The organism is uncultured Mailhella sp. (genome assembly GCF_963931295.1).
GTDB lineage: Bacteria > Desulfobacterota > Desulfovibrionia > Desulfovibrionales > Desulfovibrionaceae > Mailhella.
Genome location: NZ_OZ007001.1, coordinates 2,600,433 through 2,624,044 on the forward strand (window position 1 = coordinate 2,600,433; position 23,612 = coordinate 2,624,044).

Sequence of the window (23,612 nt, forward strand, 5' to 3'; positions counted from 1 at the left end):
CGCCGTTCTGCGCCGAAGAACATATCCTGGTTTTCCGGGAACCGGGCCGCATTCGCGCGCCCTGCCAACGCACAGCGCATCTTGCGCTCGGGGGATTATCATTCCATGGCGGAACACAAAAAGAATTTTTTCAGCGGTATGCACGACGGCATTCCCATCGCGCTGGGCTACTTTGCCGTGTCGTTCACGCTGGGCATCGCCTGCCGCAACATCGGACTTTCGGCCTTTGACTCCACGCTGATGAGCTTCACCAATCTGACGTCGGCCGGGGAATTCGCCGCGCTCGGCATCATGGCGGCTGGGTCTTCTTTCTGGGAAATGGCGCTCTCGCAGTTCGTCATCAATCTGCGCTACATGCTCATGTCCTGCTCGCTTTCGCAGAAAATGGCTCCCGAAACGCCCATGTATCACCGGCTGCTCGTGGGCTACGGCGTGACCGACGAAATCTTCGGCATTTCCGTGAACGTGCCGGGCAGGCTCGATCCCTTCTACGTGTACGGCGCGGTGAGCATCGCCTCTCCGGCCTGGGCGCTCGGCACTCTGTTCGGCGTCGTACTCGGCAACGTGCTGCCCTCGCGCATCGTGGTGGCGCTCAGCGTGGCGCTGTACGGCATGTTCATCGCCATCATCGTGCCTCCGGCCCGCAAGGACCGCCTGCTCGGCATGCTCATTCTCGCGTCCATGGCCCTGAGCTGGATTTTCGCCCGTCTGCCCCTGTTCAGCGGCATTTCCGGCGGCATGAAGATCATCATTCTCACGGTGCTCGTTTCCGGCGCGGCGGCCTTTCTCTTCCCCGTGGACAGAGGACTCGCAGGCGACAACCCGAAAAACGACGGCGGCAACGGAGGCGATCATGCGTGACACCCTTGTTTATATTGCCGTGATGGCGCTCGTAACCTATCTCATCCGCGTGCTTCCCCTCACGCTCATCCGACGCGAGGTGCATAACGTCACCATTCGCTCGTTCCTCTATTATATTCCCTACGTCACCTTGTCTGTCATGACGTTTCCGGCCATACTGGATTCCACGGGCAGTCCGATTTCCGGCTTTGCCGGTCTGGCGGCGGCCGTGGCGCTGGCCTGGTTCGGCGCCAGTCTGTTCAGCGTGGCGGTGGCGGCCTGCGTGCTTGTCTTTGTGGTGGAGCTGTTCGTCTGCTGAGTGTCGGCTGCCCGCAGAACACAGCCCGGCGAGGAGCGTCCGTTGCCGGAAGCGGAGGGATTATGGGCGAAGCCGTCTTTCACGTCGTCAATCGCGAAACCTGGGCCAGAAGCGCGTATTTCGACTACTATTTCAAGACCATCAAATGCCGCTACAATCTCGGAGCCGATCTCGACATAACGAATCTTCAGAGGGTCAGGCGCGAGAGGGGGCTGAAGTTTTTCCCCGTCATGCTGTACGTCGTCATGCGGGCCGTGAACGCGCATGAGGAATTCCGCATGGCCTTCAACGCGCGGCATGAGCTCGGTTTCTGGGAGGAACTGTGCCCCTGCTACACGCTCTTTCACCCGGAAACGGAAACCTTTACCGACATCTGGAGCGAATACTCCGGGGATTTTTCCCGCTTTTACGCCACGGTGACGGAAGACATGGAGCGTTACCGCCACGTGACGGGCAAAATCAAGGCTCGTGACGGGCAGCCGCCCAACATCTGCCCTGTGTCCAACGTGCCTTGGCTGACCTTCACGCATTTTGCGCAGGATTCCTACGCCGAAAGCGAATTCTTTTCGCCGCTCATCAAGTTCGGAAAGTATGAGCAGCGCGGCGAAAAGCTCGTCATTCCGGTATCGGTTTCCGTCAGTCATGCCGTGGCCGACGGCTATCACACCTGCCGCCTCATCAACGAGATGCAGGACATGGCGCAACATCCGGAGGCGTTTTTGTCCTGAGCAGCCTCGCGGCCAAAGTCCGCCTTTTTTCGAGCGTCATGCGCGTCTTCATCCTTTTGCGGGATGGGGACGCGCTTTTTATCTTCGCGGGGGATGAATGAGTCGGCCCTGGCAACTCTTTAAAGAAGAATGCGGCTTTTTGGGTGAAGATACGCGCGGCGGGGGATGCGTCTTCATGGACGAAGCCGGGCGTCTTTCATGTCAGCGGCGCGGCAGGCGAAGGTCTCCGAACCCCTTTTTCTCGACGAGGCGAGGAGCGCGCGGACATGGCGGCTCCGTCCGGCGTGCGGAAAGAAGGGCATGCCGGGGCTTGACGAGAGCGATGGGGAACGTTTTGGCGCAGTTGCGGTCGGAAATGCAAGCCTCATGTGCAGGCGGCGCGTCTGCCGCGCAGGGGGGAACATTGAGGTTAGCATTTTTCCCGAAACGTCGTTCTATCATGGAGCCGTGCCTGTCTTTTCGCTACGGTGCGGGAAAAAAGGAGAATTTCATGCAGGCACGGGATATTGTGCAGAAGCTGGCCGAAAAGGCCGATATCCGCATCAACGGCGACAGGCCGTGGGACATTCAGGTTCACAACGATGAGTTGTACGCAAGGGTGCTCAAACAGGGTACGCTGGGGCTCGGCGAAGCCTACATGGACGGCTGGTGGGACTGCGAGGAAATGGACGCCATGTTCTGCCGCGCGCTGCGGGCCCGCCTGGAGCAGGCGTTTTCGCGCAACATGCCGTACTGGCTCACGGAGGCGGCGCACGCGCTGTTCAATCTGCAGAGTCGCGCCCGGGCGTTCATGGTGGCCCGCGCGCATTACGACACCGATCCTGCGCTTTTCCGGGCCATGCTCGGACCGACCATGCAGTACAGCTGCGGCCGCTGGGAAGACGTGGAGCAGACGGGGGCGGAAGGTCTCGACGAAGCGGAGCGGAACAAGATGGAAATGATCTGCCGCAAGCTTGCGCTGGAACCCGGCATGACGGTGCTCGACATAGGATGCGGCTGGGGCACGCTTGCGCTGCACATGGCCGAGGAGCACGGCGTGCAGGTGACGGGCATTACGGTGTCGCGCGAGCAGCTCGCCTTTGCGCAGGACAAGGCCGCCTCTTCAGGCGCGGACGTGGAATATCGGCTCATGGACTACCGCAGCCTGCGAGGCACCTGGGACAGGGTGGTGTCCGTGGGCATGTTTGAGCATGTGGGCAGACGCAACTATCGGGAGTTTATGGACGTTGCCCGAAACTGCCTGAAACACGACGGCCTTTTTCTTTTGCACAGCATAGGCAGCAACGGGGCGCTCGGGGCGGGCGCGGGCGCGGATCCGTGGCTGACGCACTATATTTTTCCCAACGGCATTCTGCCTTCGCCCTCCACGCTGGTGGACGCACTGGAGCGGGACTTCATTCTTGAGGACTGGCAGAATTTCGGCGTGGACTACGACAAGACGCTCATGGCCTGGTATGAGAACTTTGAGCGCGGATTCCGTTCGGGGGCGTTTTCCTGCACGGAGCGTCAGCGCCGCATGTATCATTATTATCTGCTGTCCTGCGCCGGAGCGTTCCGCGCGCGAAGCATTCAGCTCTGGCAGCTGGTGCTGAGTCCTGAAGGACTGCCGGGAGGCTACTGCCGAAAGACGCAGGGCTGATCTGCCCGTCGTCTTTTGCAGGAGCCTGCCTCGGCGCGGAAAAGCGCGGGCAGACGATGATCGGCGCGCGCTTTTGCGCGTCGAAGGCGGCAGGCTCGGAAATGGGAAGAGCGTCTTTTCGGCAACGAAGGGACGCTCTCCTTTTTTCAGGGGCGCGGCGCAAAGAGCGGAACATGGAGTCGGACGCGCGGCATTGTCGCCCGGGCAAAGCTTTGTTCTCAGGCTGTGAAGCGTCGGCGAAAGAGAGAATGACGGGAAATCGGCGTCAGGCGGGGAGCCATTTCAGCCAGAGCTTGCGCGTGCGGGGGCCGTCGCCCTCGAAAAGCCAGACGGCCTGCCAGGTGCCGAGCAGAAGTTCGCCGTTTTCCACGATGATCGTGACGGAAGAGCCGAAAAGACTGGCCTTGATGTGGGCGTCGGCATTGCCTTCGGCGTGACGAAACATGCCGTTTTCCGGCACGCGGTCGTGGAAGAAGCGGGTCATGTCGAGGGCCACGTCGGGATCAAAGCCCTCGTTGATGGTGACGCCGCAGGTGGTGTGCGGGCAGAACACCACGAGCGCGCCGTCCTGCCAGCGATTTCTGCGCACGACCTCGCGCACTTCGTCGGTGACGTCCTTCATTTCTTCCCGCAGGCGGGTGGAGAGGGAGATGGTTTCCATGACTACGCCTTGTTCCGGCAGTCGGCGCAGATGCCGTAGAGCACCATGTGATGCGAGGTGGGCACGAAGTCATGCACCCGGCACACTTTTTCCTGAAGATTTTCGATGGCGTCGTTGACGAACTCTATTTTTTTACCGCACTTTTCGCATACCAGATGATCATGGTGATGCATGCCCACAGGTTCGTAGCGCACCATGCCTTCTTCAAAGTTGACGGCGGAAGCAAGGCCGGCTTCGCAAAGCAGCTTGAGGGTACGGTATACCGTGACCTGCCCGATGGTATTGTCCCGGGTGCGCACCAGGAGAAAGAGTTCCTCCATGGACACGTGATCGTTGGCCTGCAGAAAGGCCTCCAGTATCTTCAGGCGCTGCGGCGTGACGCGAAGGCCTTTTTGCTTGAGATAGTCGGAGAACTTGCGCTCCATTTCTGCAAGATGTTTTTCCATAGCGAATCCTTTGCGGGTATAGAGTCTCCCATAAATACTCGCTTAAACCGCTCCGGTCAATGGAACGGAACGACGTGGTTTTCAGCGGAAAAACGCAGGTCGGAGCAAGCCCCGACCGCGTTTCATGCGCTTCGGCTCGGCCGGGAAGAGAGATGCGCTGGGCGCTAGCGCAGACCGTTTCTGGTCCTGTCGTCCAGAACGCGCAGCCAGACCGCTTCGGGAGCGAACATGACCGCTCCGTGAACGTCGGTGAGCCACAGCGCGCCCCATTCGCCTCCGGGCGCAAAATTCAGCGTGCAGCCGTTGGCAAAGCGCAGGCAGAGCTGTTCGTGTTCGCGGCCCTCGTTCCAGATGCGGGAGGAGGAAACGTCCGCAAGCCTCTGACCGATGACGGAAGAAAACACCGCGCTGAGATCGCGGGGATATACGGCGTCCGCTTCGAGCACCTCGTCGGGAAGCCTTCCGTCCATCATGCGCAGGCTGCCGCCGCTGTGAAAGCCGAGCTCCACGCGCACCATGCCGAAATCGAGGGCAAAGGGCTCGTCGCCGGACACATAGACTTCCCGCCAGCCCTGCACATGGTCGTTGGGTTCGCCGATGGAGTAGAGGCGGTTCAATGAGCGCACGCGGCGCAGCGGAGCGCCGATGAGACGCGCGTTGATAAAGGCCTGACGAAGTTCTCCGCCGTCCTGTCCGGCAACGCGGCCGTCGGAAGTTGCGGGAGCCTGTTCGTGCCCGCCGTTTTCCTGCCTGACGGGCTCGTTCTCTCCGGCGTCGTCCGCTTCCTCTTCTCCGCGATCGGCAAAGGGGGAGGTTTCGTGCGCAAGAGAGGCTTCCGTCATGTCCGCCTCGTCTTCCGCCGCGCGGCCGGGCTCTTCGGTCGGTTCCTGATCTTCGCCCGGGCAGGCCTCGGGCGCTTCCTGCCGGAAGGAGCCGCGTCCGTCTTCGGGCGCGGGAGATGCGTCGTCGGTCGGACGGGGCGCAGGCGGGGTCAGGCGGGGCGTGAAGGGCAGGCCGTGTTCCCGCAGAGACTGCTTCAGGAAAAGCTGGATGGCGGTGGACAGATCCAGGCCGAGTTCGCGGAAAAGTGCGTCGGCCCTGGCGGCAAGTTCAGGGTCAAGAACAATGGTTTCAGGCATGACGAGTCTCGTGGTTCAGGTTGACCCTCGGAGAGGGCCTGATCATTATTGTCCCGGCGGACGCTGAAATCAAGCGCTTGCGGCCGATGCGGGCTTTTCGTATGCTTTGCGGGTATGAGCGGGCCTTCAGGCTCAGGAGCCGGAGCGAACATGAAACTGGCGGTTGTGGGATCCCGGAATTTTTCCGATTATGCGTGGATGGAGCATTGTCTGCTCCGTCGTTTTTCCGTGGAAGAGATTGACGCCGTCATTTCCGGCGGGGCGAAGGGCGCGGACTCCCTTGCGGCGCGTTTTGCCGGAGCGCATGGTCTGCCGCTGTTCGTTGTTCCGGCGGACTGGAAGACGCATGGAAAAAAGGCCGGACCTTTGCGCAATACGGACATCGTTGCCAGGGCCGACGCGCTGGTCGCGTTCTGGGACGGCGTGTCCCGCGGCACCCGCGACGCCATTGTCAAGGCGCGTCTGGCCGGAAAGCTCGTGGAGGTGTTTCCCTGCGCTCGGTCGGCCGGAACCCTGATTGCGGACGAGGCGGATTCGTCCACTCCGTCGAAAGAGGCGAAGGATCAGAGCTGAGCTTTTGCGGGAAGGGCGGGGCAGGCGACGAGCCTCAGTCCGTCTGCCGCCGCAGAAGCGTCCGGCGTTGAGAGTGTCCGGCGCGGATGTTCTGAGACGGAACCGGGCGCTGCGGCCAAAGCCGGATTTGCCGGACCTTCCTTTGACTGCCGGAGCTTTGGCGAGGCGGCGCGTTTGCTCCATCAATATTTGGCGGCGTTCCCGACGGGCGCTAGTCTTCGGGAAATGCGGCTGAAAGAAGGCCGCTTTCCGCGTATTCCTGCACGGGAAGCTCTTCAGCCAGCACGTCGAAAAACGGATGCCGTTTCCAGTCGCGCCGGTTGCCCACCACATAGATGAGCGAACGCGCCCGCGTGAGGGCCACGTTGAGCATGTTTGGCGTGCGCGAGGCCCACTGTCTGCTGCCCCATCCGGCCTGACCCGGCGCGGAGCCGAGCACGAGAAACACGATGTCCGCTTCCTTGCCCTGAAAGGTATGAATGGTGCCGCAGCGCACGCGGTTTTCCGGAAAGCGCATGGCCCTCAGCAGCAACCGGCAGTGCCGCGCCACCTTGCGGAAGGGCGAAATGACGAACACCGAGGCTTCCCGCGGGCCGTTTGCACCTTCAAGTTCCGGCCACTTTGCCTGGAGCCTCAGCAGGCAGTTTTTCAGACAGGCGAGCTCTTCCTGCACGAGCTGAGCGTCGGCCATGTGGCCGCTCACGTGAAACCAGGCGCTTTGGCCGAGAAGCGATCGGATATTGGGAAACGAGGTCTGTGCCTGCACCATCTGCCCGTCGTAGGCGATGCGGTTGGAAACGCCGAACATGGGCTCGGCGCAGCGGTAATGGGCGCGCAGAGGAAAGCCCGTCCATACGCGGCGGCCTGCGGTTTCCATCCATGTGCCGAGCACGGAACTGCGGTCGGCCAGCGTCTGGGCGGACTGACTTTCCGGCGACCAGTGTTCAAGGTGCAGTCCGCCTCTCTCCTGCCTGGTGCGCAGCGTGTCGAGCAGTCCTTCCGGCTGCGGAACCACGGGTTCTATCTGCTGCGGATCGCCGATGACGGCAGCCCTGGACGCGCGCCAGAGCGCTCCTGCCGCGCTCTGCGGCGTGGCCTGACCGGCTTCGTCGAGCAGCACCCAGTCGAGCGAGCCCTGTCCCATGCCGGAGAACACGCGTCCGAACGACGCCAGCGTGGACGAAACCACGGGCACCATGAAGAACAGCGCATTCCAGATGTCCGCGCTTTCCGTTTCCTCTACGGACGCGCCCCGCAGATAGCGCGTGACGATGCCGATGTTGGCGGAACATTCCCGCGCGCAGGATTTGATGGTCCATTCATGCAGGCGCAGCGCCTGAAGAAAGAGCAGAGAACGCAGGCGCTCGAGCTCTTCGTCGTTCCATACGCTTTTGAGCTGCCAGTCGGGCTGACGCCAGAATTCACGGCAGGGCGCGCGCAGCGCTTCGCCGCCGCTTTGCTCCCTGCTCATTTCGTCCTGAGCCCTGCGGGCCAGTTCTTCCAACGCCTCCAGCCGGTCGGCCAGTTCCAGCGCCGCCCTGTTGTCCTCTCCGGCCTCGGCCCGGAGCACGCGGCTTTTTTCCATGAGCGCCATGAATCGCCCGAGAAGCGAATGTTCCTCGGACCTGGGCTTATCTTCCGGGCCCGACGCATGGTTGACCTGCTGCGCCAGCTCTTGCCTGCGCCTTTTGAGCTCGGCGGCCGTGGCCAGAAAATCTTCCCTGGCCTGACGCCAGCGGCGCAGGGCGTCCTGCCTCGCGTCGTAGGAGCGGAAGGCGTCCAGCACCTGCTTCATGCCGGGCAGGGAAATCTGACGTTCCTGATCGCGGAAGCCCCAGAAGAACGCGCGTGCGAACTGTTCGCAGTTCCATGCCGAACCGAGCACCGCGGAAAGCAGACCCCAGGCTGGGCGCGGCGGCTCTTCGCTGTCGGCGGGCGTGAAGGCGGCATTCACCGCGCTGGCCACCTCGGGAAAGTATCCGGCGTCGGGAAAGGCGCGACGACACACGGCGTCTTCCGAGGGCAGAAAGCGCGTGATGTTTTCCACGGCGGCGTTGTTGCTGCTCGTGACCACCATGCAGGTGCCGCGCATGATGTCGCGCCGCAGCGGATAGAAATCTCCCGAAGATGCGGCAAAGGCTTCGAATGGATTCTTGAGCGCGGCAAGTCTGCGGGCGCGTCGGACCACGAGCTCGGCGGCCACGTCGCAGAGCAGTCTTGTCTTGCCCGTGCCCGGAGGCCCGTTCACCGCCGTCAGATTGCCGTGCAGAATTTCCGTGACCGCCCCGAGCTGTGCGGGAAGCAGATGCTGGGAAGGCGGAAACGGCCAGCGCCCGTCGGGCAGGCGTTCAAGGGAGAGCGCCTTTTCGCGCGCAAGACGGCTTTCCTCGCCGGGAGCCAGCACGTCGCAGCGTTTGCGGGCGTTTTTCTCGCCTTCCAGATAGCGGGCGAACACGCCCGTGAATCCGCGCCTTGCGAGCGCCAGCAGATGGTCGAGATCGGAAAGGTAAAAGGAGTTGAGCAGATCGTTCTGCACGTCGTCGATGCGCCGCCCCTTGGGATCCGGCCGGAAATACACGGAGCGCACCACGATGCGCGCTTCTTCGCCTTCCATGTCCGTCATGCGGAAAAGACGCTCGATTTCCTCCTGAATCCACGGCCAGCGGAAGGGCTCGGCGCGCGAGCCTTGACGCCGGTCGAAATCGGACTGCATGCTCAGCATGTCGGCAGGAAGCTGATCGAGACTCTTGCCCGCCAGACAGCGCGCAAGGCCGGGCACGAACGAGGCAGGCACGTAGCTTTCCGGCACGGCTTCTCCCGTCATGTCCAGCACCACGGCGGCCAGGCATCCTTCGCCGAGGCCGGGCTCTTCCGGGCGTTCGGGACTGTTTCCCGTCTTTTCCAGAATGATGTCGGAAATGCGCTGGCGGGCGAGCACGCCGAGATAGACGATGTGCCATGCCGCGACAAAGCCCGACGGCAGCGGATGAAACCACGGGAGCGCGCCGTCGTCCGTTCCGGGAGCGGCGGGAGCCTGGCCGCAGCCTGAGGCGTTCGGCGCAGAAAGCGCCGCAGACACCGTTTCCCAGCGTCTTGCGCCGGTCACGGGCGGACGCGAGGAACGCGGCACTTCGGGAATGATGAACACTTCCGTGTCGCGCCAGAAACGCAGAATCGCTTCGTTCCTTCGGTGCAGCGCGTCCTCTTCGGCCTTCCTTTTGGCGTCCGCGGCAAGCTCGGCCGCGCGTTCCGCCTTTTCAAGCGAGGCGTCTTTCGGGGCGCTGTCTTTGTTCAGCATGGCAAGCGCCTGAGAAACGAGATCCGAGTCCTTCGAGGCGGCCGGGGCGCTTTCTGCACCGCGCGGTGCTGATGCGCCGCGCCTTGCCTGCGACGTTTTCGGCTCGGCGGCGCTGCGGGCAGCGGGGCGCGTTTTTGCCGAGGGCGCTGTTGCCGGAACTTTGGGCGCAGCCGTAGGCTCCGGGCACTCGCCGGTATCGGCCAGCGCCAGAAACGACGCCGCCATCTTGCGCACGCCGTGCCTTTTGAACTGCACCATGACCTTGCCTTCGATGACGGCCAGCACTTCTCCCGGGCCCCACTGCGGCATGGACGGATTGATGACGATGTCTCCCGTGCGAAATTCCATGCGCTAACCTCTCTCCAGAGCCTTCTTGGTCTTTTTGGTGGGAATCGCGGCAAGCGGATCTTCCGGCCAGGGATGCTTCGGGTAGCGGCCCCGCATTTCCGCGCGCACGGCGGCGTAGGCTCCGCGCCAGAATCCGGCCAGATCGCGCGTGACCTGAAGCGGGCGTCCCGCGGGAGAAAGCAGATGCACGGTGAGGGGGCATCTGCCGCCGCACACGGCGGGCGTGTCCTGCTGTCCGAACATTTCCTGCAGCTTCACGGCCAGCACGGGGCCGCCTTCGGGAAGATAGTCGATGCGCACAAGAGAACCTGACGGCACGCGAAGGTGTTCCGGCGCTTCGCGCTCGAGACGCCTCGCTTCGGCAAAGGGCAGCAGCGCATGCAGGGCTCCGGCCAGATCAATGGAGGAAAACTGCGCGCGCCTCGTGACGCCGGAAAGCCACGGACTCAGCCAGTTGTCGAGCGGCGACGACTTGAGCGCGGTCATGAGCGCCTCGTCGCTCACGTCGGGCCATTGTTCGCCGTCCATGCGGCGCATGAGAAGCACGCGTGCCTGCCATTCGCGCAGTTCCTTCGTCCACGGAAGGCATGCCGGGCCGAGATCCGCCACGGCCTGCGTCACGGCGGAAAGTACCTTGTCCGCGGGCAGATCGCGGCCCCGCAAAGGCTCGTCGCTCAGCACAAGGCTGCCCAGCAGCGTTCTGCGCCGCGCAAGCACGGTCTCGGTTCGGTCGTCCCAGCGCACGACGTCTTCTTCCCGGAGAAGGTCGCCGTGCAGCTCTTCCAGCGTGTTTTTGTCCAGAGGAGCCGCCAGATGAATGCGCCCCGTGCCCTGCGCGCCGCCGTCCATGGCGGCCACGGCAAGAAAAGGCGCGTCGGCAAGGGCGTCTTCCGGGGGAAGTTCCGCGCCGCGGCCGGAGGCCAGCCGGAACTTGCCGCGTTCCCGGCGCTGAGCCATGCGCTCCGGCCAGGCCAGAGAAAGCATGGCTCCCGCGCTCTCTTCGTCGCGGAACACGTCGCTTGCGGGAAACGCGCCCTTTCCGCCGGAGAGCGAATAAATCTGCTCGGCGGCGCGGCGCAGGCGGGTGGAGCGGCGAAGTTCCGCAAGGCGGGGGCGCACGTCGCAGCCGGAACCGGAGGAGCGCTCTTCCACAAGCGCGGCAAGGGCGGCGGCAAGCGGCAGATGCTCTCCCGCAAGCAGGGCCATGTGCGCAAGGCGCGGATGCATGGGCATGCGCGCGAGCGCCTCGCCGTGCGAAGAGAGCGCAGATCGTCCGTTGCTTTCCCGGACGGCTCCCAGAAGCTCCAGCGTCTGCCTGGCCTGCGCGAGCGAGGCTTCCGGCGCGGGAGTGAGAAGCGGAAGTTCCTGCGGCAGCGAGCCCCAGGCCAGCACGTCGAGCAGAAAGGGCGCAAGATCGGCGTCCAGAATTTCCGGGCGGCGCGAGGGCAGAAGCACGTCGCCTTCATGCCAGAGGCGCACGCAGATTCCGGGCTCCACGCGGCCTGCGCGGCCTGCGCGCTGATCGGCGGCGTCCTGCGTCACGCGAACGGTGATGAGCGCGCTCATGCCCGTGGCCGGAGAAAAGCGCGCCGTGCGGGAGAGGCCGCAGTCCACCACCACGCGCACGCCCTCGATGGTGAGGCTGGTTTCCGCAATGGAGGTGGCAAGCACCACCTTGCGCTTGCCGGGCGCGGCGGGCGCTATGGCGGCGTCCTGTTCGGCGGCGGAAAGATCGCCGTAGAGCGGATGCAGGGAAACGTTGTCGGGCAGACTGGCGAGCATGTCCGCCACGCGGCGAATCTCTCCCTGACCGGGCAGGAACACGAGCATGGAGCCTTGTTCTTCGCTCAGCATCCGCTTCACCGTGGAGGCCGTGTGGGCAAGCAGTGCCTCGCGGCCGGAAAAAGTGCCGAAGGAGCCGGAGCCAGCAGGGCAGGGGGAATAGCGGATGTCCACGGGCCACATTCTGCCTTCGGCGCGGATCACGGGGCAGGGGGCAAGCAGCGAAGAGAGCTCTTCCGCGTCCAGCGTGGCCGACATGACGAGAATCTTGAGATCGGGGCGCAGCGCTTCCTGCGCTTCAAGGCAGAGGGCGAGGGCCGTGTCCGCCTGCAGGGAGCGTTCATGAAATTCGTCGAAAATGACGCAGGAGACGCCGGAGAGCTCGGGATCGGACACGAGACGGCGGGTCAGTATGCCTTCGGTGATGATTTCCACGCGGGTTTCACGGCTCACGCGGCTTTCCAGGCGGACGCGGTAGCCGACGCGCCGCCCCGCAGATTCCCCGAGAGAGGCGGCCATGTAGCGGGCGGCGGAACGCGCGGCCAGCCGACGGGGCTCCAGCATGAGGATGGAGCCCTGCATGTGCTCCATGAGCATGAGGGGCACGCGCGTGGTCTTGCCTGAACCGGGAGGCGCGACGAGCAGAGCGCGGTTGTGGGTGCGGAGGGCGTCAAGAAGGGCGGGAAAGGAAGATTCGACAGGCATGTTCATGCGGGAAATGTAGCGGGAAGCGGAGAAAAAGAAAAGGCGCACCCCGAAGGGCGCGCCTTTTTATGCGGCAGAACGGCCGGGGCTACTTGGACGCGGCGTGCTTCTTGCCGGTGAGCACGGGCAGAGCCTCGCGCACGAGGAAGATGGCAAGAATGAACAGAATGGCCGCAAGACCGGCCTGCAGGTAGGCGGCGAAGAGGTCGCCCTGGCCGGACGCGATGACGAGGAGCTTATCCTTGAAGGTGAGGGCGAGAGAGGTCAGGGTCACAAGAATCATGAACACCATGGGGAAGATGAACATCTTGTGATTGCGGGCGGCGTTCTTGAGCCACGCGGCCACGGCCAGCAGGGCCAGACCGGCGAGCAGCTGGTTGGATGCGCCGAAGAGCGGCCACACCTTGGACCATCCGCCCATGCCGAAGGCGATGCCCACGATGACGGTGAATCCGGTGGAGAGGTACTTGTTGCACAGAAGCTTGCGGATGCCGGTGACGGTTTCAGGCGTTTCGCCGGGGTTCAGCCAGAATTCGGTGAACATGTAGCGGGCAAGTCTGGTGCCGGTGTCGAGGGAGGTCAGACAGAAGGCGGACACCGAAAGGATGAGCAGACCGTAGGCGGTCTTCTGCGCTTCGGGGCTGGAGAAGCCGACCACGGCGAGCATTTCGGAAATGCCGCGGGCGAACACGGCGGTAGGCGGCATCTTGAAGGCGTCTGCGCCGGCCTTGGAGTAGATGTAGCCGATGGTGATGAGGGACACGATGGCGAGGGCGCACTCCACGAGCATGGCGCCGTAGCCGATGATCTTGGCGTTCTTTTCGCTGTTGAGCTGCTTGGATGTCGTGCCCGAGGAGATCAGGGAGTGGAAGCCGGAAATGGCACCGCAGGCGATGGTGACGAAGAGCACGGGGAAGAGGTACTGACCGTTCACTTCAAAGCCGACGAAGGCGGGCAGATCGAGGGTGGGATTGGCGGCGAACACGCCGATTACGGCCGCGATCATCATGGCGTAGAGCAGAAACGAGCTCAGGTAGTCGCGGGGCTGAAGCAGAATCCACACGGGGGTGACGGAGGCCACGAGAATGTACACGCCGATGATGTACATCCAAGTGTCGCCGGAAAGGTAGATGGGGCACTTGAGTCCGATGACGATGCAGGCGATGAGAACGATGATGCCGACGACGGTGCAGAAGGACAGGGACATGTTCTTGCGATATACGCAGAAGCCGAACACCACGGCCATGAGAATGAACAGCAGGGAGATGGTGGCGGTGGAGCCGTTGGCCTCGATGTGGGAGCCGTCGGGAGCGAAGCCGTTGAAGGTGCTGGCCACGATGGAAGCGAAGGCGGCGATGACGAGCAGCAGCGCAAGGTAGGCGAACACGATGAACAGACGTTTGGCGCGCACGCCGATGTTCTGCGAAATGACTTCGCCTATGGATTCGCCCTTGTGGCGGATGGAGGCGAAGAGCGCGCCGTAGTCATGCACGGCGCCGAAGAAGATGCCGCCTATGATGATCCACAGCAGGCAGGGGAGCCATCCGAAGAAGGCGGCCTGAATGGGGCCGTTGATGGGGCCAGCGCCGGCGATGGATGAAAAATGATGGCCGAAGAGCACGGGGGTCTTGGCGGGAACGTAGTCCACGCCGTCCTGCATGGTGATGGCGGGAGTAGGTCTGTTTTCATCCACGCCCCACTGTTTGGACAGCCAGGAGCCGTAGAAGACGTAGCCTGCGATGAGGCAGGCGAATCCGCCGATGAGAATGACAACGGAACTCAATTTAAATCCTCCTCAATTGAGTTAGCACTTTCCCAGATTTCCGTGTAGGAACTGCTCAAGTTCCCGTCCGGCCCGGTTGACGGCGACGTCGCCCGTGGAAAGATCCAGCGCGGCGGCGCGAAAATCCATCCAGCCGTGCAGGGAGAACAGAAAGTCCTTGTGATGGCGGGTGCCGCGCACGGCTTTGGCCGCCTGTTCCGTGATGCTGTCGCAGATGAACAGAGCTGTGATGAAGGACGATCGATGTTCGATGTGCGGACGTATTTTGGCCATGCCAAGCTCAAGAGCCTTCCCCCGGCATGACTCGTAAAGTTCCGCACTCAGTTCGGGAACGGAGAACACATACACGAATTCATTGATTTCCGCGCGCCAGAGCCTGACCTTGCGGGACAGCACGAAGCATTCGTCGGTGGAGTGGAAGGCGTAGCAGGCGGCAAGCGGCGGCGTGCCTGAGTCAACGGGCTCTTCGTCGAAATAGACGGAGTAGGCGTCGCTCAGTTTGGCGAGCATGCTTGTTCTGCTGACGGGCATTTCTTTTCTCCTGACTTGCGGCCCCCGGAAGGGCGACGCGCATGAGCCGAAACGGTTCTGGAGCGGAGCGGGGCCCAAATTGTTCAGGCAGGCCGCTCCGGTTCTGCGCGCTGTACCCCTTGGGAACAAGGGGGTGCAGGCAACCTACAATATCATGGAAAAATATTGGCACACAAGGAAAAATCAGGTTGTGAAAAAAATAAATTAGTTGCGATGCGATGGTATTTTTTCGTCTTTACGTTCTGAAAAATTTCCGTTGAAGAGCAGTCCGGACAAAGGAGGACAACGGATGCAGAGACTTTTGCTCCGCATGGCGGATGCAATGTCACTGTATGTGTCAATAATAGAGAGCCCGGCATGTGGATGCTGTGTGATATGACATGTTCATAAAACATATGATGACATAACGAATGCTTCTCTGGAAAAACGTGTTTCTGGCGTGCGCTTTGCATGCGGCGTCGAGCCCTGGGAAAAGGGCCTGCGACGACTTTTTTTCGGACGGAAAAATTTTTGCGGCGTCGGGTCGGCGAAGCTGCCGCACTCTGCGACGCGAAGCGGGGGCTGGGCGTTTTTCTGTACGGCGACGCTCCGGCGCGACGTTTTTCAGAAGCGTTTTGTCTGAATGCTGCACGCCGGCAAAACGAGAGTTGCAGGGCGGGAGCTTAAAGTTTCGCTCCGGCGCTCCGACGATGGCCGCAGGCGGACGCTGAAGACTCTGTCGGTCGTTGTTTCGCCCCCGCGTGCGGGCATGAACCGGAGTTCGGGCATGAAAAAAGACGCGACCGGAGCCGCGTCTCTTCTGTTTATCGGGAAAAGAGGAAATTGATCAGGATTTGGCCAGACCGTTCAGGAAGTTCTGCGCTTCTTCCTGCATCTTCTGGAAGTGTTCTTCGCCCTTGAAGTCTTCCATGTACAGCTTGTAGATGGGTTCGGTGCCGGAAGGACGCACGGCGAACCAGCCGTCGTCGGTGACCACCTTCAGGCCGCCGAAGGGCGCATTGTTGCCCGGAGCTTTGGTGAGCACGGCCTTGACCGGCGAGCCGGCCAGGGTGGTCATGGTCACGTCGTCGGGAGAGATGGTCTTGAAGGCGGTTTTCATTTCCGGCGTCATGGGCGAGTCGATGCGGCGATACACGGGCGCGCCGAACTTTTCTTCGAGTTCATGATAAAGCACGGAAGGATTCTTTCCGGTCTTGGCGGTGATTTCCGCGGCCAGCAGGCAGAGAATGAGGCCGTCCTTGTCGGTGCTCCAGGGCAGGCGGTCGGCTCGCAGGAAGGAGGCTCCGGCGCTCTCTTCGCAGCCGAGGCAGCAGGTGCCGGAATGCAGGCCGGGCACGAACCACTTGAAGCCTACGGGCACTTCCATGACCTTGCGGCCGTGGGCTTCGGCCACGCGGTTGAGCATGGAGCTCGTGACCACGGTCTTGCCGATGACGGCGTCGGGACGCCAGGCCTTGCGGAAGCCGTCCTTGCTGTCGCGGATGAGGAAGTCCACCACCACGGAGAGGTAGTGGTTGGGATTCATGAGGCCTTCGGGCGTGACGATGCCGTGACGGTCGGAGTCGGGATCGCAGGCAAAGGCGATGTCGAAACGATCCTTGAGCTTGAGCAGTTCGGCCATGGCGTAGGGGGAAGAGCAGTCCATGCGGATCTTGCCGTCGTGGTCGAGGGGCATGAAGCGGAAGGTGGGATCGTACTGATTGTTGGTGTTTTCGATGCTCAGTCCGTACTTTTCGGCGATTGGGGCCCAGTAGGTAAGGCTTGCGCCGCCCAGGGGATTCACGCCCAGCTTGAGGCCGGAGGCGGCGATGGCGGGAAAGTCGATGACGTTGCAAAGATCGTTCACATAGCAGGAAACGTAGTCGTGATCCTGCACGAGGCCGGAACGCAGCGCCTTGTAGAGGCTGATGCGCTTGACGTCCTTGTTGCCGTCTTCAAGAAGCTGATTGGCGCGGTCCTGAATGCGGGCGGTGAGGGTGGTGTCGGCCGGGCCGCCGTGCGGGGGATTGTACTTGAAGCCGCCGTCCTGAGGCGGATTGTGGGAAGGCGTGATGACGATGCCGTCCGCCGTGGCGGTGGACTGCCGGTTCCAGCTGAGGATGGCGTGGGAGATGGCGGGAGTGGGGGTGTAGCCGTGGCCGGTCTGGACCATGGTGACCACGCCGTTGGCGGCGAGCACTTCCAGCGCGGTGCGCCAGGCGGGTTCGGAAAGGGCGTGGGGGTCTTTGCCGAGGAAGAGCGGACCGGTGACGCCTTCGGCCTTGCGCACGTCGCACACGGCCTGCGTGACCGCGAGGATGTGGGCTTCGTTGAAGCTGGTGCGCAGGGAGGAGCCGCGATGCCCGGACGTACCGAAGCTTACGGCCTGTTCGGGAATGTCGGCGGAAGGTTCATAGGTGTAGTAGGAGGAAATGAGAGCGGGAATGTCGGTGAGCTGGTCGGGGCGGGGCAGCTTGCCCGCCTGAGGATCAAGAGCCATGGCGAGTCTCCGGAAAATGGCAGAGGTGACAGAATGCTTTGCCCCCAGCCTACACGGAAAGGCGGAGCTTGTTAATATGGGAGAGAGGCGTTGCGGGGCATTGCGCGCAAGATTTTCCGCCCGTCGTGGACGCTTCGTCGCGTCTGCCTGCCTGATGGACGGCTGAGAGCTTCGTGATGATTTTCGGGGAGTGCGGCGGCTCGCCCGAAAGGCTCCCGCGCAGGACGCGGGAAAGAGGCGTTTTTCGGAATGCGCATCGTGCGGTTTTGCCGGGCATGAACGGACGAAGTGAAGAGAACAGGGAAGAGCCGGACTCCGGGCCGGGCTGTGGAGCGACGTTTTTTTCTGCGGACGCTACGTTCGCGGATGCTCCAGTCCCCAGATGCGGATGCGCTTTTCCCGTTCTTCGGCGTCGGGCAGCAGCATGCGGAGCAGCGCGTGAAAGGCGGGGCCGTGATTCATGGCTCGCAGGTGGCACAGTTCGTGACAGATCACGTAGTCGATGAGCGGCAGGGGCATTTCCACAAGCTGCGCGGCAAGGGTGATGTCGCCCTGAACCGAGCAGCTTCCCCATCGGCGTTTGAGGCTGCGTACGGTGAGCGAGTGCGCGGCGGCGTGGTCGCCGAGCCTCTCGCGGGCGTGCTGATCGAGGCGGGACAGGCGTCGGCTCAGGATCAGGGAAGCCGCGTCGAGTCTCCAGCTCAGGAAGGCTCTTTCCACGGCGCGGTCTCTGGCCTCGCCGTCGAGACCGGGGCGCAGGCAGGGCAGCTCCAGCGTTTTCCCTCGAAAATGTGCGCGGGCGTTTCGCAGGGCGGGAACCGGGCGCAGAGTGAACGTTCTGCCGAGGTAGAGCGCCGCGGAGCCTTCCCGCGCGGGAGCAGTCACGCCTCGATGCTCGGCAAAAAACGCGCGCTTTTCCCGCACCCAGTCCAGGCGGGAGCGCACGAAGGCGAGCACGTCTTCCCAGGGGATCAACGCAGGAGCCTTGACGCGCACCGAGCCGTCGGCGCGAACCGTCATGCGCAGGGTACGGCAGCCGTCGCGCTGAAAGAGGAAGGAAATGTCGGCGTCGGGCAGAGAGACGTTCCGCTCTTCGAGAATGCGCCTGGCGTTTTTCTGTCTTGAAGAACGCCTCCTGCGACAGAGCGTCAGCATAGCCATTTCCTGCTGGAAGGCAGAAGCAGGCAGGCGCAGCTTGCAAGCATGAGCGCAAGGAGCAGGGCCATGACCGCGAGTCCCGCCGGACCGGTTCCGGGCAGGTCCTGCGCCATGTCCAGGACAAGGACCAGACAGCAGCCTCCCCACGCTGGAGCAAAGCCCGCGTTGCCGCACGCTGCAAGCACATGACGCAGGGCAAAGAAGCGCCATGCCGCGGCGATCAGGTTCTGCCTGCCGGCATGGACGGCCGGAAGGGCGCCGGGGAGAACGAAGGCGTGGAGAATCAGCACAAGGAGAAATATCAGCGAGAGCGCGCCGAACGCCTGCATGCCGCGGGGTCTGGGTTCGGACGGGCCCGGACGGGGAAGCAGAACGACGGCTATTTTATAGGAAACGTAGAGCAGCGGACAGGAGATGAGCGGAGCCAGAAATGCCGCCGCCATGGGCAGCATGAGCTCCGGCACCCGGAACCACTGGAAGAGCGGCCTTGCGCCGATGAGAAAGAACACGGCGAACAGGGACAGGGAGAACAGCATGGCGCGGGCCGTTTCGCGCACGACATCGCGCAGGGGGCGCGTGTGATCCGGCCAGCCGTGCAGCGCGGGCGGCAGAATCAGCGAGAGGGCGATGATGAGCGCAAAGGCCGTCCAGCCGGGCTGCGGAGCAAGACAGTCGTCCAGCGAGAGAAAATCGGCGCAGATGAGAACCAGCCATCCCGCAGAGGGGATGGCTGCCAGAGTGAGCATGAAAAGGGCGAAGAAACGGAGAATCATTCTTCGGCGGCGAGTCGCTTGAGCAGATCCTCCATGCCGACCACGCCCACGAGACGTCCGTTTTCCTGAACCGGCAGGGTGTAGTAGCGCTGTTCCACCATGAGCGTGGCGATTTCGTCCACCGTGGTTTCCGGCGTGATGGCGTGCGGATCGGAGCTCATGACCTCGCCTACCGTGCTTGCAGCCATGCGGCGCAGCTCACGGGAGAACTTGCCCGGCATCTGCATGGGAATGGCGCCGCCGAGCAGCAGAAAATATCCCGGCGTTTCGAGCTTCTTGTCCAGAGAAATGAGGTCGGACTGCGTGAGTATGCCGATGAGCTGGTCGTCTTCCACCACGGGAAGTCCGTTGAAATGCCCGTCGAGCAGAAGCCGGGCCGCGTCGCGCAGGGTGGTGTCGCGAGTGACGGTAACGGGGTTCTTTGTCATGATGTCGGCGGCAGTCTTCATAGTTTTCCTCCAGCAAGGTTCTTTTTCTGTACAACGCTCCTTGCGTTGTATCCATTAAAAGAACAAGGAAGAAAACTGTCAAGGCCTCCGCCGACAGCGACGACGTTCTCAGTCGGGCATGACCGCGTTGACGCAGGAGAGCGCGTTCAGCGTGCGGGGAAAGCCCATGAGCGGCAGACACACTTCCAGCGCGTCGATGAGTTCCTGCTTGGCGTTGCCTACGTTCGCGTTGCCCTGCACGTGACTTTTGACCTGCGTTTCGCATCCGCCGAGGGCGCTGATGATGGAGAAGGTCAGCAGTTCGCGGGTTTTCACATCGAGGCCGCTGCGCGTGTAGATGTCGCCGAAGCAGAAGGCGGAAAGATGATCCACCATGATGGCCTTCTGGCCTTCGGGGGCGGAGGCGTGCATGGCGTCGATGACGTTGCCGAAAATGCCTTTCTGCACGTCGAGTCCCTTCTGGAAGCGGGTTTCATCCGTGACCGTAGCCTGATTTTCCAGCGGCAGGGCGATGCCGCGCGCGGAAAACGCCGCATCGACTTCCCGCAGCGCGTCTTCCGTGGCGGGAAATCCGACGTAGGGCGCGCACTGATACACGGCTTCGCGGATCTGCACCGGGGAAACGCCGTCCGCAAGCGCGGCTTCCGTTTTTTCTCTGACGTTGCTGACGGCCCGCAGCGCCGTGAGGGCGGAGAGCGTCACAAGATGCTTCTTGACCGTAGAAAGCGCGCCCTGACGGGAAAAGGCGTCGCGTTCGAGACGGGCGCGCATGGCGGCAATGTCGGGATTGTTGCGGACAAGATTTGCTCTGGATTCGGAAACGGCGGCGCAGGCGTCGCGCACTTTGCTTTCGTTCATGATTCCCCTCCGGAATTGATGGTTTTGCGTGGACGGAGCTTGAAAGGCTGCCGCGAAGATGATGGATGACTGCCTCAAAAGGCGGCGCAGTCTTGAGCTCGCGGATACACGGAAGCAGCATAGTTTCGCCGCGCGCCGGAAGCCAGTGCCGTTTCTCTCTAATTCTTGCCTGAATCTGCCGATTGCGGCGGAAGCGGAGAAGCGCGCCGAAGGGAAGGGCGCGTTCGCCATGAAAGGAGAGAGGCGCAGAAAAAATACGACGACAAGCGCGTTGTTTTTGCCGTTGCGGACACCGAAAGCCGAGGAAGACGGGAGCGGAAAAGACGGAAAAAAGCGGCGGAATGTTCGGGAAACGCGAGGAAAACGCACTGGACGCCAAGAAAAATTGAATTAATTTTTTATTTGTAATCTAATGAAATTAAAAGATATTTATTTGCATAACAAGAAAAAGTCGAAAAAAAAATCGTTTCTGCCCCTTTTCAACTGCGAAAGCGGGCTTATTTATGGTTCGTCGCCGGGAACGCAATTCTCCTGCGGCAATGCGATCAGCGCTTTCATCCTGTCCTTTTTCCGGCGCATGCCGGGAGCGCTGAAACGCCATCAGTGACAACAAAAATTTTTGGGAGGATATGGGTAATGAAACCCCTGAATGACCGTGTGCTCGTGAAACGCCTTGAATCCGAAGAAAAGACCGCTGGTGGTCTGTTCATCCCCGATGCCGCCAAGGAAAAGCCTTCCAAGGGCGAAGTCATTGCCTGCGGCCCCGGCAAGCTGAACGACAAGGGCGAACGCGTCGCCATGGAAGTGAAGCCCGGTGACATTGTGCTGTTTGCCAAGTACGCCGGTACTGAAATCAAGGTCAACGGCGCCGATCACATCATCATGCGCGAAGAAGATATCCTCGCCATTCTCGACTAACTTCGTACAACTTCCTATTTTTCCGGAGAACATATCATGTCTGCTAAAGAGATTCTTTTCGATGCCAAGGCCCGCGAACGTCTGGCCCTTGGCGTGGACAAACTTGCCAATGCTGTGAAGGTCACCCTCGGCCCCAAGGGTCGCAACGTTCTCATTGAAAAGGCCTACGGCGCTCCCGTCATCACCAAGGACGGCGTGACCGTGGCCAAGGAAATTGAACTGGAAGACAAGTTCGAGAACATGGGCGCTCAGCTCGTTCGCGAAGTGGCCTCCAAGACCAACGACGCCGCCGGCGACGGCACCACCACCGCCACCGTTCTGGCTCAGGCCATTTATCATGAAGGCGTGAAGCTCGTGGCCGCCGGCCGCAACCCCATGCCCATCAAGCGCGGCATCGACAAGGCCGTGGCCGCCATCACCGCTGAGCTCGGCAACATCGCCAAGCCCACCCGCGATCAGAAGGAAATCGCCCAGGTCGGCACCATTTCCGCCAACTCCGATCCCACCATCGGCAACATCATTGCCGAAGCCATGAGCAAGGTGGGCAAGGAAGGCGTCATCACCGTTGAAGAAGCCAAGGGCCTCGAAACCACTCTGGAAACCGTGGAAGGCATGCAGTTCGACCGCGGCTACCTGTCCCCCTATTTCGTGACCGACGCCGAAAAGCTGGTGTGCGATCTTGAGAACCCCTTCATCCTGCTGCAGGAAAAGAAGATCACCGGCATGAAGGAAATGCTGCCTGTTCTCGAACAGGTGGCCAAGATGAACCGTCCTCTGCTCATCATTGCTGAAGACGTGGAAGGCGAAGCCCTCGCCACCCTCGTGGTGAACAAGCTGCGCGGCACCCTGCAGGTGGCCGCCGTCAAGGCTCCCGGCTTCGGCGATCGCCGCAAGGCCATGCTCCAGGATATCGCCATTCTCACCGGCGGCACCGTTGCCTCCGAAGAAATGGGCGTCAAGCTCGAAAACTTCACCCTTGCCAACCTCGGCACCGCCAAGCGCGTCCACATCGACAAGGACAACACCACCATCGTTGACGGCGCCGGTCAGTCCGCCGACATCAAGGCCCGTGTTGCTCAGATCCGCGCCCAGATCTCCGAAGCCACTTCCGATTACGATCGCGAAAAGCTGCAGGAACGTCTGGCCAAGCTGGTCGGCGGCGTGGCTGTGATCAAGGTCGGTGCTGCCACCGAAACCGAAATGAAGGAAAAGAAGGACCGCGTTGAGGACGCCCTGAACGCCACCCGCGCCGCTGTTGCCGAAGGCATCGTGCCTGGCGGCGGCACTGCCTACATCCGCTGCCTGCCCGCTCTGGACGACATCGAAGCCACCGAAGAGGAAATGGCCGGCGTGAACATCGTTCGCCGCGCTGTGGAAGAACCTCTGCGCCAGATTGCCGCCAACGCCGGCTTTGAAGGCTCCGTGGTTGTGGAAAAGGTTCGCGAAGGCAAGGACGGCTTCGGCTTCAACGCCGCCACCGGCGAATATGAAGACCTTCTGGCCGCCGGCATCATTGATCCTAAGCAGGTTTCCCGCTTCGCTCTGCAGCATGCCTCTTCCGTGGCCGCTCTCCTGCTGACCACCGAATGCGCCATTGCTGAACTGCCCAAGCCTGAGCCTGCGGCTCCTGCTGCGCCCGGCATGGGCGGCGGCATGGGCGGCATGTACTAAAAAACGCTCCGACGGGCTTTTGCCCGTCGCGCCTGATAGAAAAGGGGAACCGCGTAGGCGGCTCCCCTTTTTCGTATCCGCGACTTTTCGCCGTGCTGCGGCAGAACGTTCTGTTGCAGGACGGCGGAGCGTCCGCGGAAAGCGGAAACGTCTGCGCCCGGATTTTCGGAGCCGTCGAGGCGGCGGTCCGGTCGGAACGGCCCGGCAAAAGCGTTCGGAACGGGATACGGATCGACGGTGTTTTCGGAGAACCGAGGGGCTGCCGGGATATTCAGGCGCATGACGGGGCCGGTTCCGGCTCGTGGAGAAAGGGGGCGTGTTTTCGCGGACTCGCCTTGCTCATGCAGAGAGAGTTCTTGCAGGCTGGAAGGCTGGAGCGCGGGTGTCAGGCTCTGCGGCGCGGGAATTGTCCGCCATCGACAAAGGCGCGATGAGTCAGCGTCGACCGGATGCTGCGTGTGCGGGGGCCATCAGGGCTTTCATCACTGGTCAGGGCGTAAAAGCGGACGCTGCG

Annotated in this window: 21 protein-coding genes; 9 read left to right on the forward strand and 12 right to left on the reverse strand. The window is 62.2% G+C overall.

The window, feature by feature from the left end:
• Positions 1-105: 105 nt before the first annotated feature.
• The 4 genes from ABGT79_RS10950 to cfa all read left to right on the forward strand — a co-directional run bounded on the left by ABGT79_RS10950 (position 106) and on the right by cfa (position 3,526).
• On the forward strand, positions 106-861 hold the full coding sequence (locus ABGT79_RS10950) for an AzlC family ABC transporter permease (protein ID WP_294484650.1): 756 nt from the start codon (positions 106-108) through the stop codon (positions 859-861).
• On the forward strand, positions 854-1,159 hold the full coding sequence (locus ABGT79_RS10955; RefSeq protein ID WP_294484648.1) for an AzlD domain-containing protein: 306 nt from the start codon (positions 854-856) through the stop codon (positions 1,157-1,159). Before ABGT79_RS10950 ends, ABGT79_RS10955 begins: the two co-directional genes overlap by 8 nt.
• 62 nt (positions 1,160-1,221) lie before the next feature.
• The gene (locus ABGT79_RS10960) at positions 1,222-1,887 is read left to right on the forward strand and encodes a CatA-like O-acetyltransferase (protein ID WP_346666201.1); all 666 of its coding nucleotides are present in this window, start codon (positions 1,222-1,224) and stop codon (positions 1,885-1,887) included.
• A 490-nt stretch (positions 1,888-2,377) separates the two neighbouring features.
• Complete coding sequence (gene cfa / locus ABGT79_RS10965) at positions 2,378-3,526, forward strand: cyclopropane fatty acyl phospholipid synthase (protein WP_346666202.1); 1,149 nt, start codon at positions 2,378-2,380, stop codon at positions 3,524-3,526.
• Between the two features lie 265 nt (positions 3,527-3,791).
• On the opposite strand, the gene ABGT79_RS10970 is transcribed toward cfa, so the two are convergent.
• The 3 genes from ABGT79_RS10970 to ABGT79_RS10980 form a co-directional block, all read right to left on the reverse strand.
• On the reverse strand, positions 3,792-4,187 hold the full coding sequence (locus ABGT79_RS10970) for a secondary thiamine-phosphate synthase enzyme YjbQ (protein WP_346666203.1): 396 nt from the start codon (positions 4,185-4,187) through the stop codon (positions 3,792-3,794).
• Positions 4,188-4,189: 2 nt separating this feature from the next.
• Complete coding sequence (locus tag ABGT79_RS10975) at positions 4,190-4,633, reverse strand: Fur family transcriptional regulator (protein ID WP_346666204.1); 444 nt, start codon at positions 4,631-4,633, stop codon at positions 4,190-4,192.
• A gap of 164 nt (positions 4,634-4,797) precedes the next feature.
• Complete coding sequence (locus ABGT79_RS10980; protein ID WP_346666205.1) at positions 4,798-5,772, reverse strand: hypothetical protein; 975 nt, start codon at positions 5,770-5,772, stop codon at positions 4,798-4,800.
• A gap of 150 nt (positions 5,773-5,922) precedes the next feature.
• Between ABGT79_RS10980 and ABGT79_RS10985 the strand changes: the two genes are divergently transcribed.
• Positions 5,923-6,345, forward strand: coding sequence for an SLOG family protein (locus ABGT79_RS10985; protein ID WP_346666206.1), 423 nt, complete (start codon positions 5,923-5,925; stop codon positions 6,343-6,345).
• A gap of 211 nt (positions 6,346-6,556) precedes the next feature.
• Here ABGT79_RS10985 and ABGT79_RS10990 read toward each other — a convergent pair whose 3' ends face one another.
• The 9 genes from ABGT79_RS10990 to ABGT79_RS11030 all read right to left on the reverse strand — a co-directional run bounded on the left by ABGT79_RS10990 (position 6,557) and on the right by ABGT79_RS11030 (position 20,509).
• Complete coding sequence (locus ABGT79_RS10990; protein WP_346666207.1) at positions 6,557-9,991, reverse strand: DUF3553 domain-containing protein; 3,435 nt, start codon at positions 9,989-9,991, stop codon at positions 6,557-6,559.
• 3 nt (positions 9,992-9,994) lie between these two features.
• Complete coding sequence (gene hrpB, locus ABGT79_RS10995) at positions 9,995-12,478, reverse strand: ATP-dependent helicase HrpB (RefSeq protein WP_346666208.1); 2,484 nt, start codon at positions 12,476-12,478, stop codon at positions 9,995-9,997.
• An 88-nt stretch (positions 12,479-12,566) separates the two neighbouring features.
• Entirely contained in the window at positions 12,567-14,261 is a 1,695-nt protein-coding gene (locus tag ABGT79_RS11000; RefSeq protein ID WP_346666209.1) for a carbon starvation protein A, read from the reverse strand.
• A 21-nt stretch (positions 14,262-14,282) separates the two neighbouring features.
• On the reverse strand, positions 14,283-14,792 hold the full coding sequence (locus ABGT79_RS11005; protein ID WP_346666210.1) for a hypothetical protein: 510 nt from the start codon (positions 14,790-14,792) through the stop codon (positions 14,283-14,285).
• Positions 14,793-15,618: 826 nt separating this feature from the next.
• A complete protein-coding gene (gene pgm, locus ABGT79_RS11010; RefSeq protein ID WP_346666211.1) occupies positions 15,619-17,271 on the reverse strand; it encodes a phosphoglucomutase (alpha-D-glucose-1,6-bisphosphate-dependent) in 1,653 nt (550 codons plus the stop codon).
• Between the two features lie 354 nt (positions 17,272-17,625).
• On the reverse strand, positions 17,626-18,426 hold the full coding sequence (locus tag ABGT79_RS11015; protein WP_346666212.1) for a SprT family zinc-dependent metalloprotease: 801 nt from the start codon (positions 18,424-18,426) through the stop codon (positions 17,626-17,628).
• Positions 18,420-19,175 (reverse strand): hypothetical protein, encoded by a 756-nt coding sequence (locus ABGT79_RS11020; protein WP_346666213.1) that lies wholly within the window; start codon positions 19,173-19,175, stop codon positions 18,420-18,422. The genes ABGT79_RS11015 and ABGT79_RS11020 overlap by 7 nt, the downstream gene beginning before the upstream one ends.
• A 23-nt stretch (positions 19,176-19,198) precedes the next feature.
• Complete coding sequence (locus tag ABGT79_RS11025) at positions 19,199-19,651, reverse strand: CBS domain-containing protein (protein WP_346666214.1); 453 nt, start codon at positions 19,649-19,651, stop codon at positions 19,199-19,201.
• A 108-nt stretch (positions 19,652-19,759) separates the two neighbouring features.
• Positions 19,760-20,509: a carboxymuconolactone decarboxylase family protein gene (locus ABGT79_RS11030; protein WP_346666215.1), complete on the reverse strand. Its 750-nt coding sequence runs from the start codon at positions 20,507-20,509 to the stop codon at positions 19,760-19,762.
• 165 nt (positions 20,510-20,674) lie between these two features.
• On the opposite strand from ABGT79_RS11030, the gene ABGT79_RS11035 reads away from it, so the two are divergent.
• Genes ABGT79_RS11035 through groL form a run of 4 tightly spaced genes read left to right on the forward strand, consistent with a single transcriptional unit; the run spans position 20,675 to position 23,098 of the window.
• Positions 20,675-20,917, forward strand: coding sequence for a hypothetical protein (locus ABGT79_RS11035; protein WP_346666216.1), 243 nt, complete (start codon positions 20,675-20,677; stop codon positions 20,915-20,917).
• Between the two features lie 4 nt (positions 20,918-20,921).
• Positions 20,922-21,116 carry a hypothetical protein gene (locus ABGT79_RS11040; RefSeq protein ID WP_346666217.1) on the forward strand — a complete coding sequence of 65 codons (195 nt, stop codon included), beginning with the start codon at positions 20,922-20,924 and terminating at the stop codon, positions 21,114-21,116.
• 29 nt (positions 21,117-21,145) lie between these two features.
• Positions 21,146-21,427, forward strand: a complete 282-nt coding sequence (groES, locus tag ABGT79_RS11045) for a co-chaperone GroES (protein WP_294484603.1) — start codon at positions 21,146-21,148, stop codon at positions 21,425-21,427.
• Positions 21,428-21,463: 36 nt separating this feature from the next.
• Positions 21,464-23,098, forward strand: coding sequence for a chaperonin GroEL (gene groL / locus ABGT79_RS11050; protein ID WP_346666218.1), 1,635 nt, complete (start codon positions 21,464-21,466; stop codon positions 23,096-23,098).
• Positions 23,099-23,612: the final 514 nt, after the last annotated feature.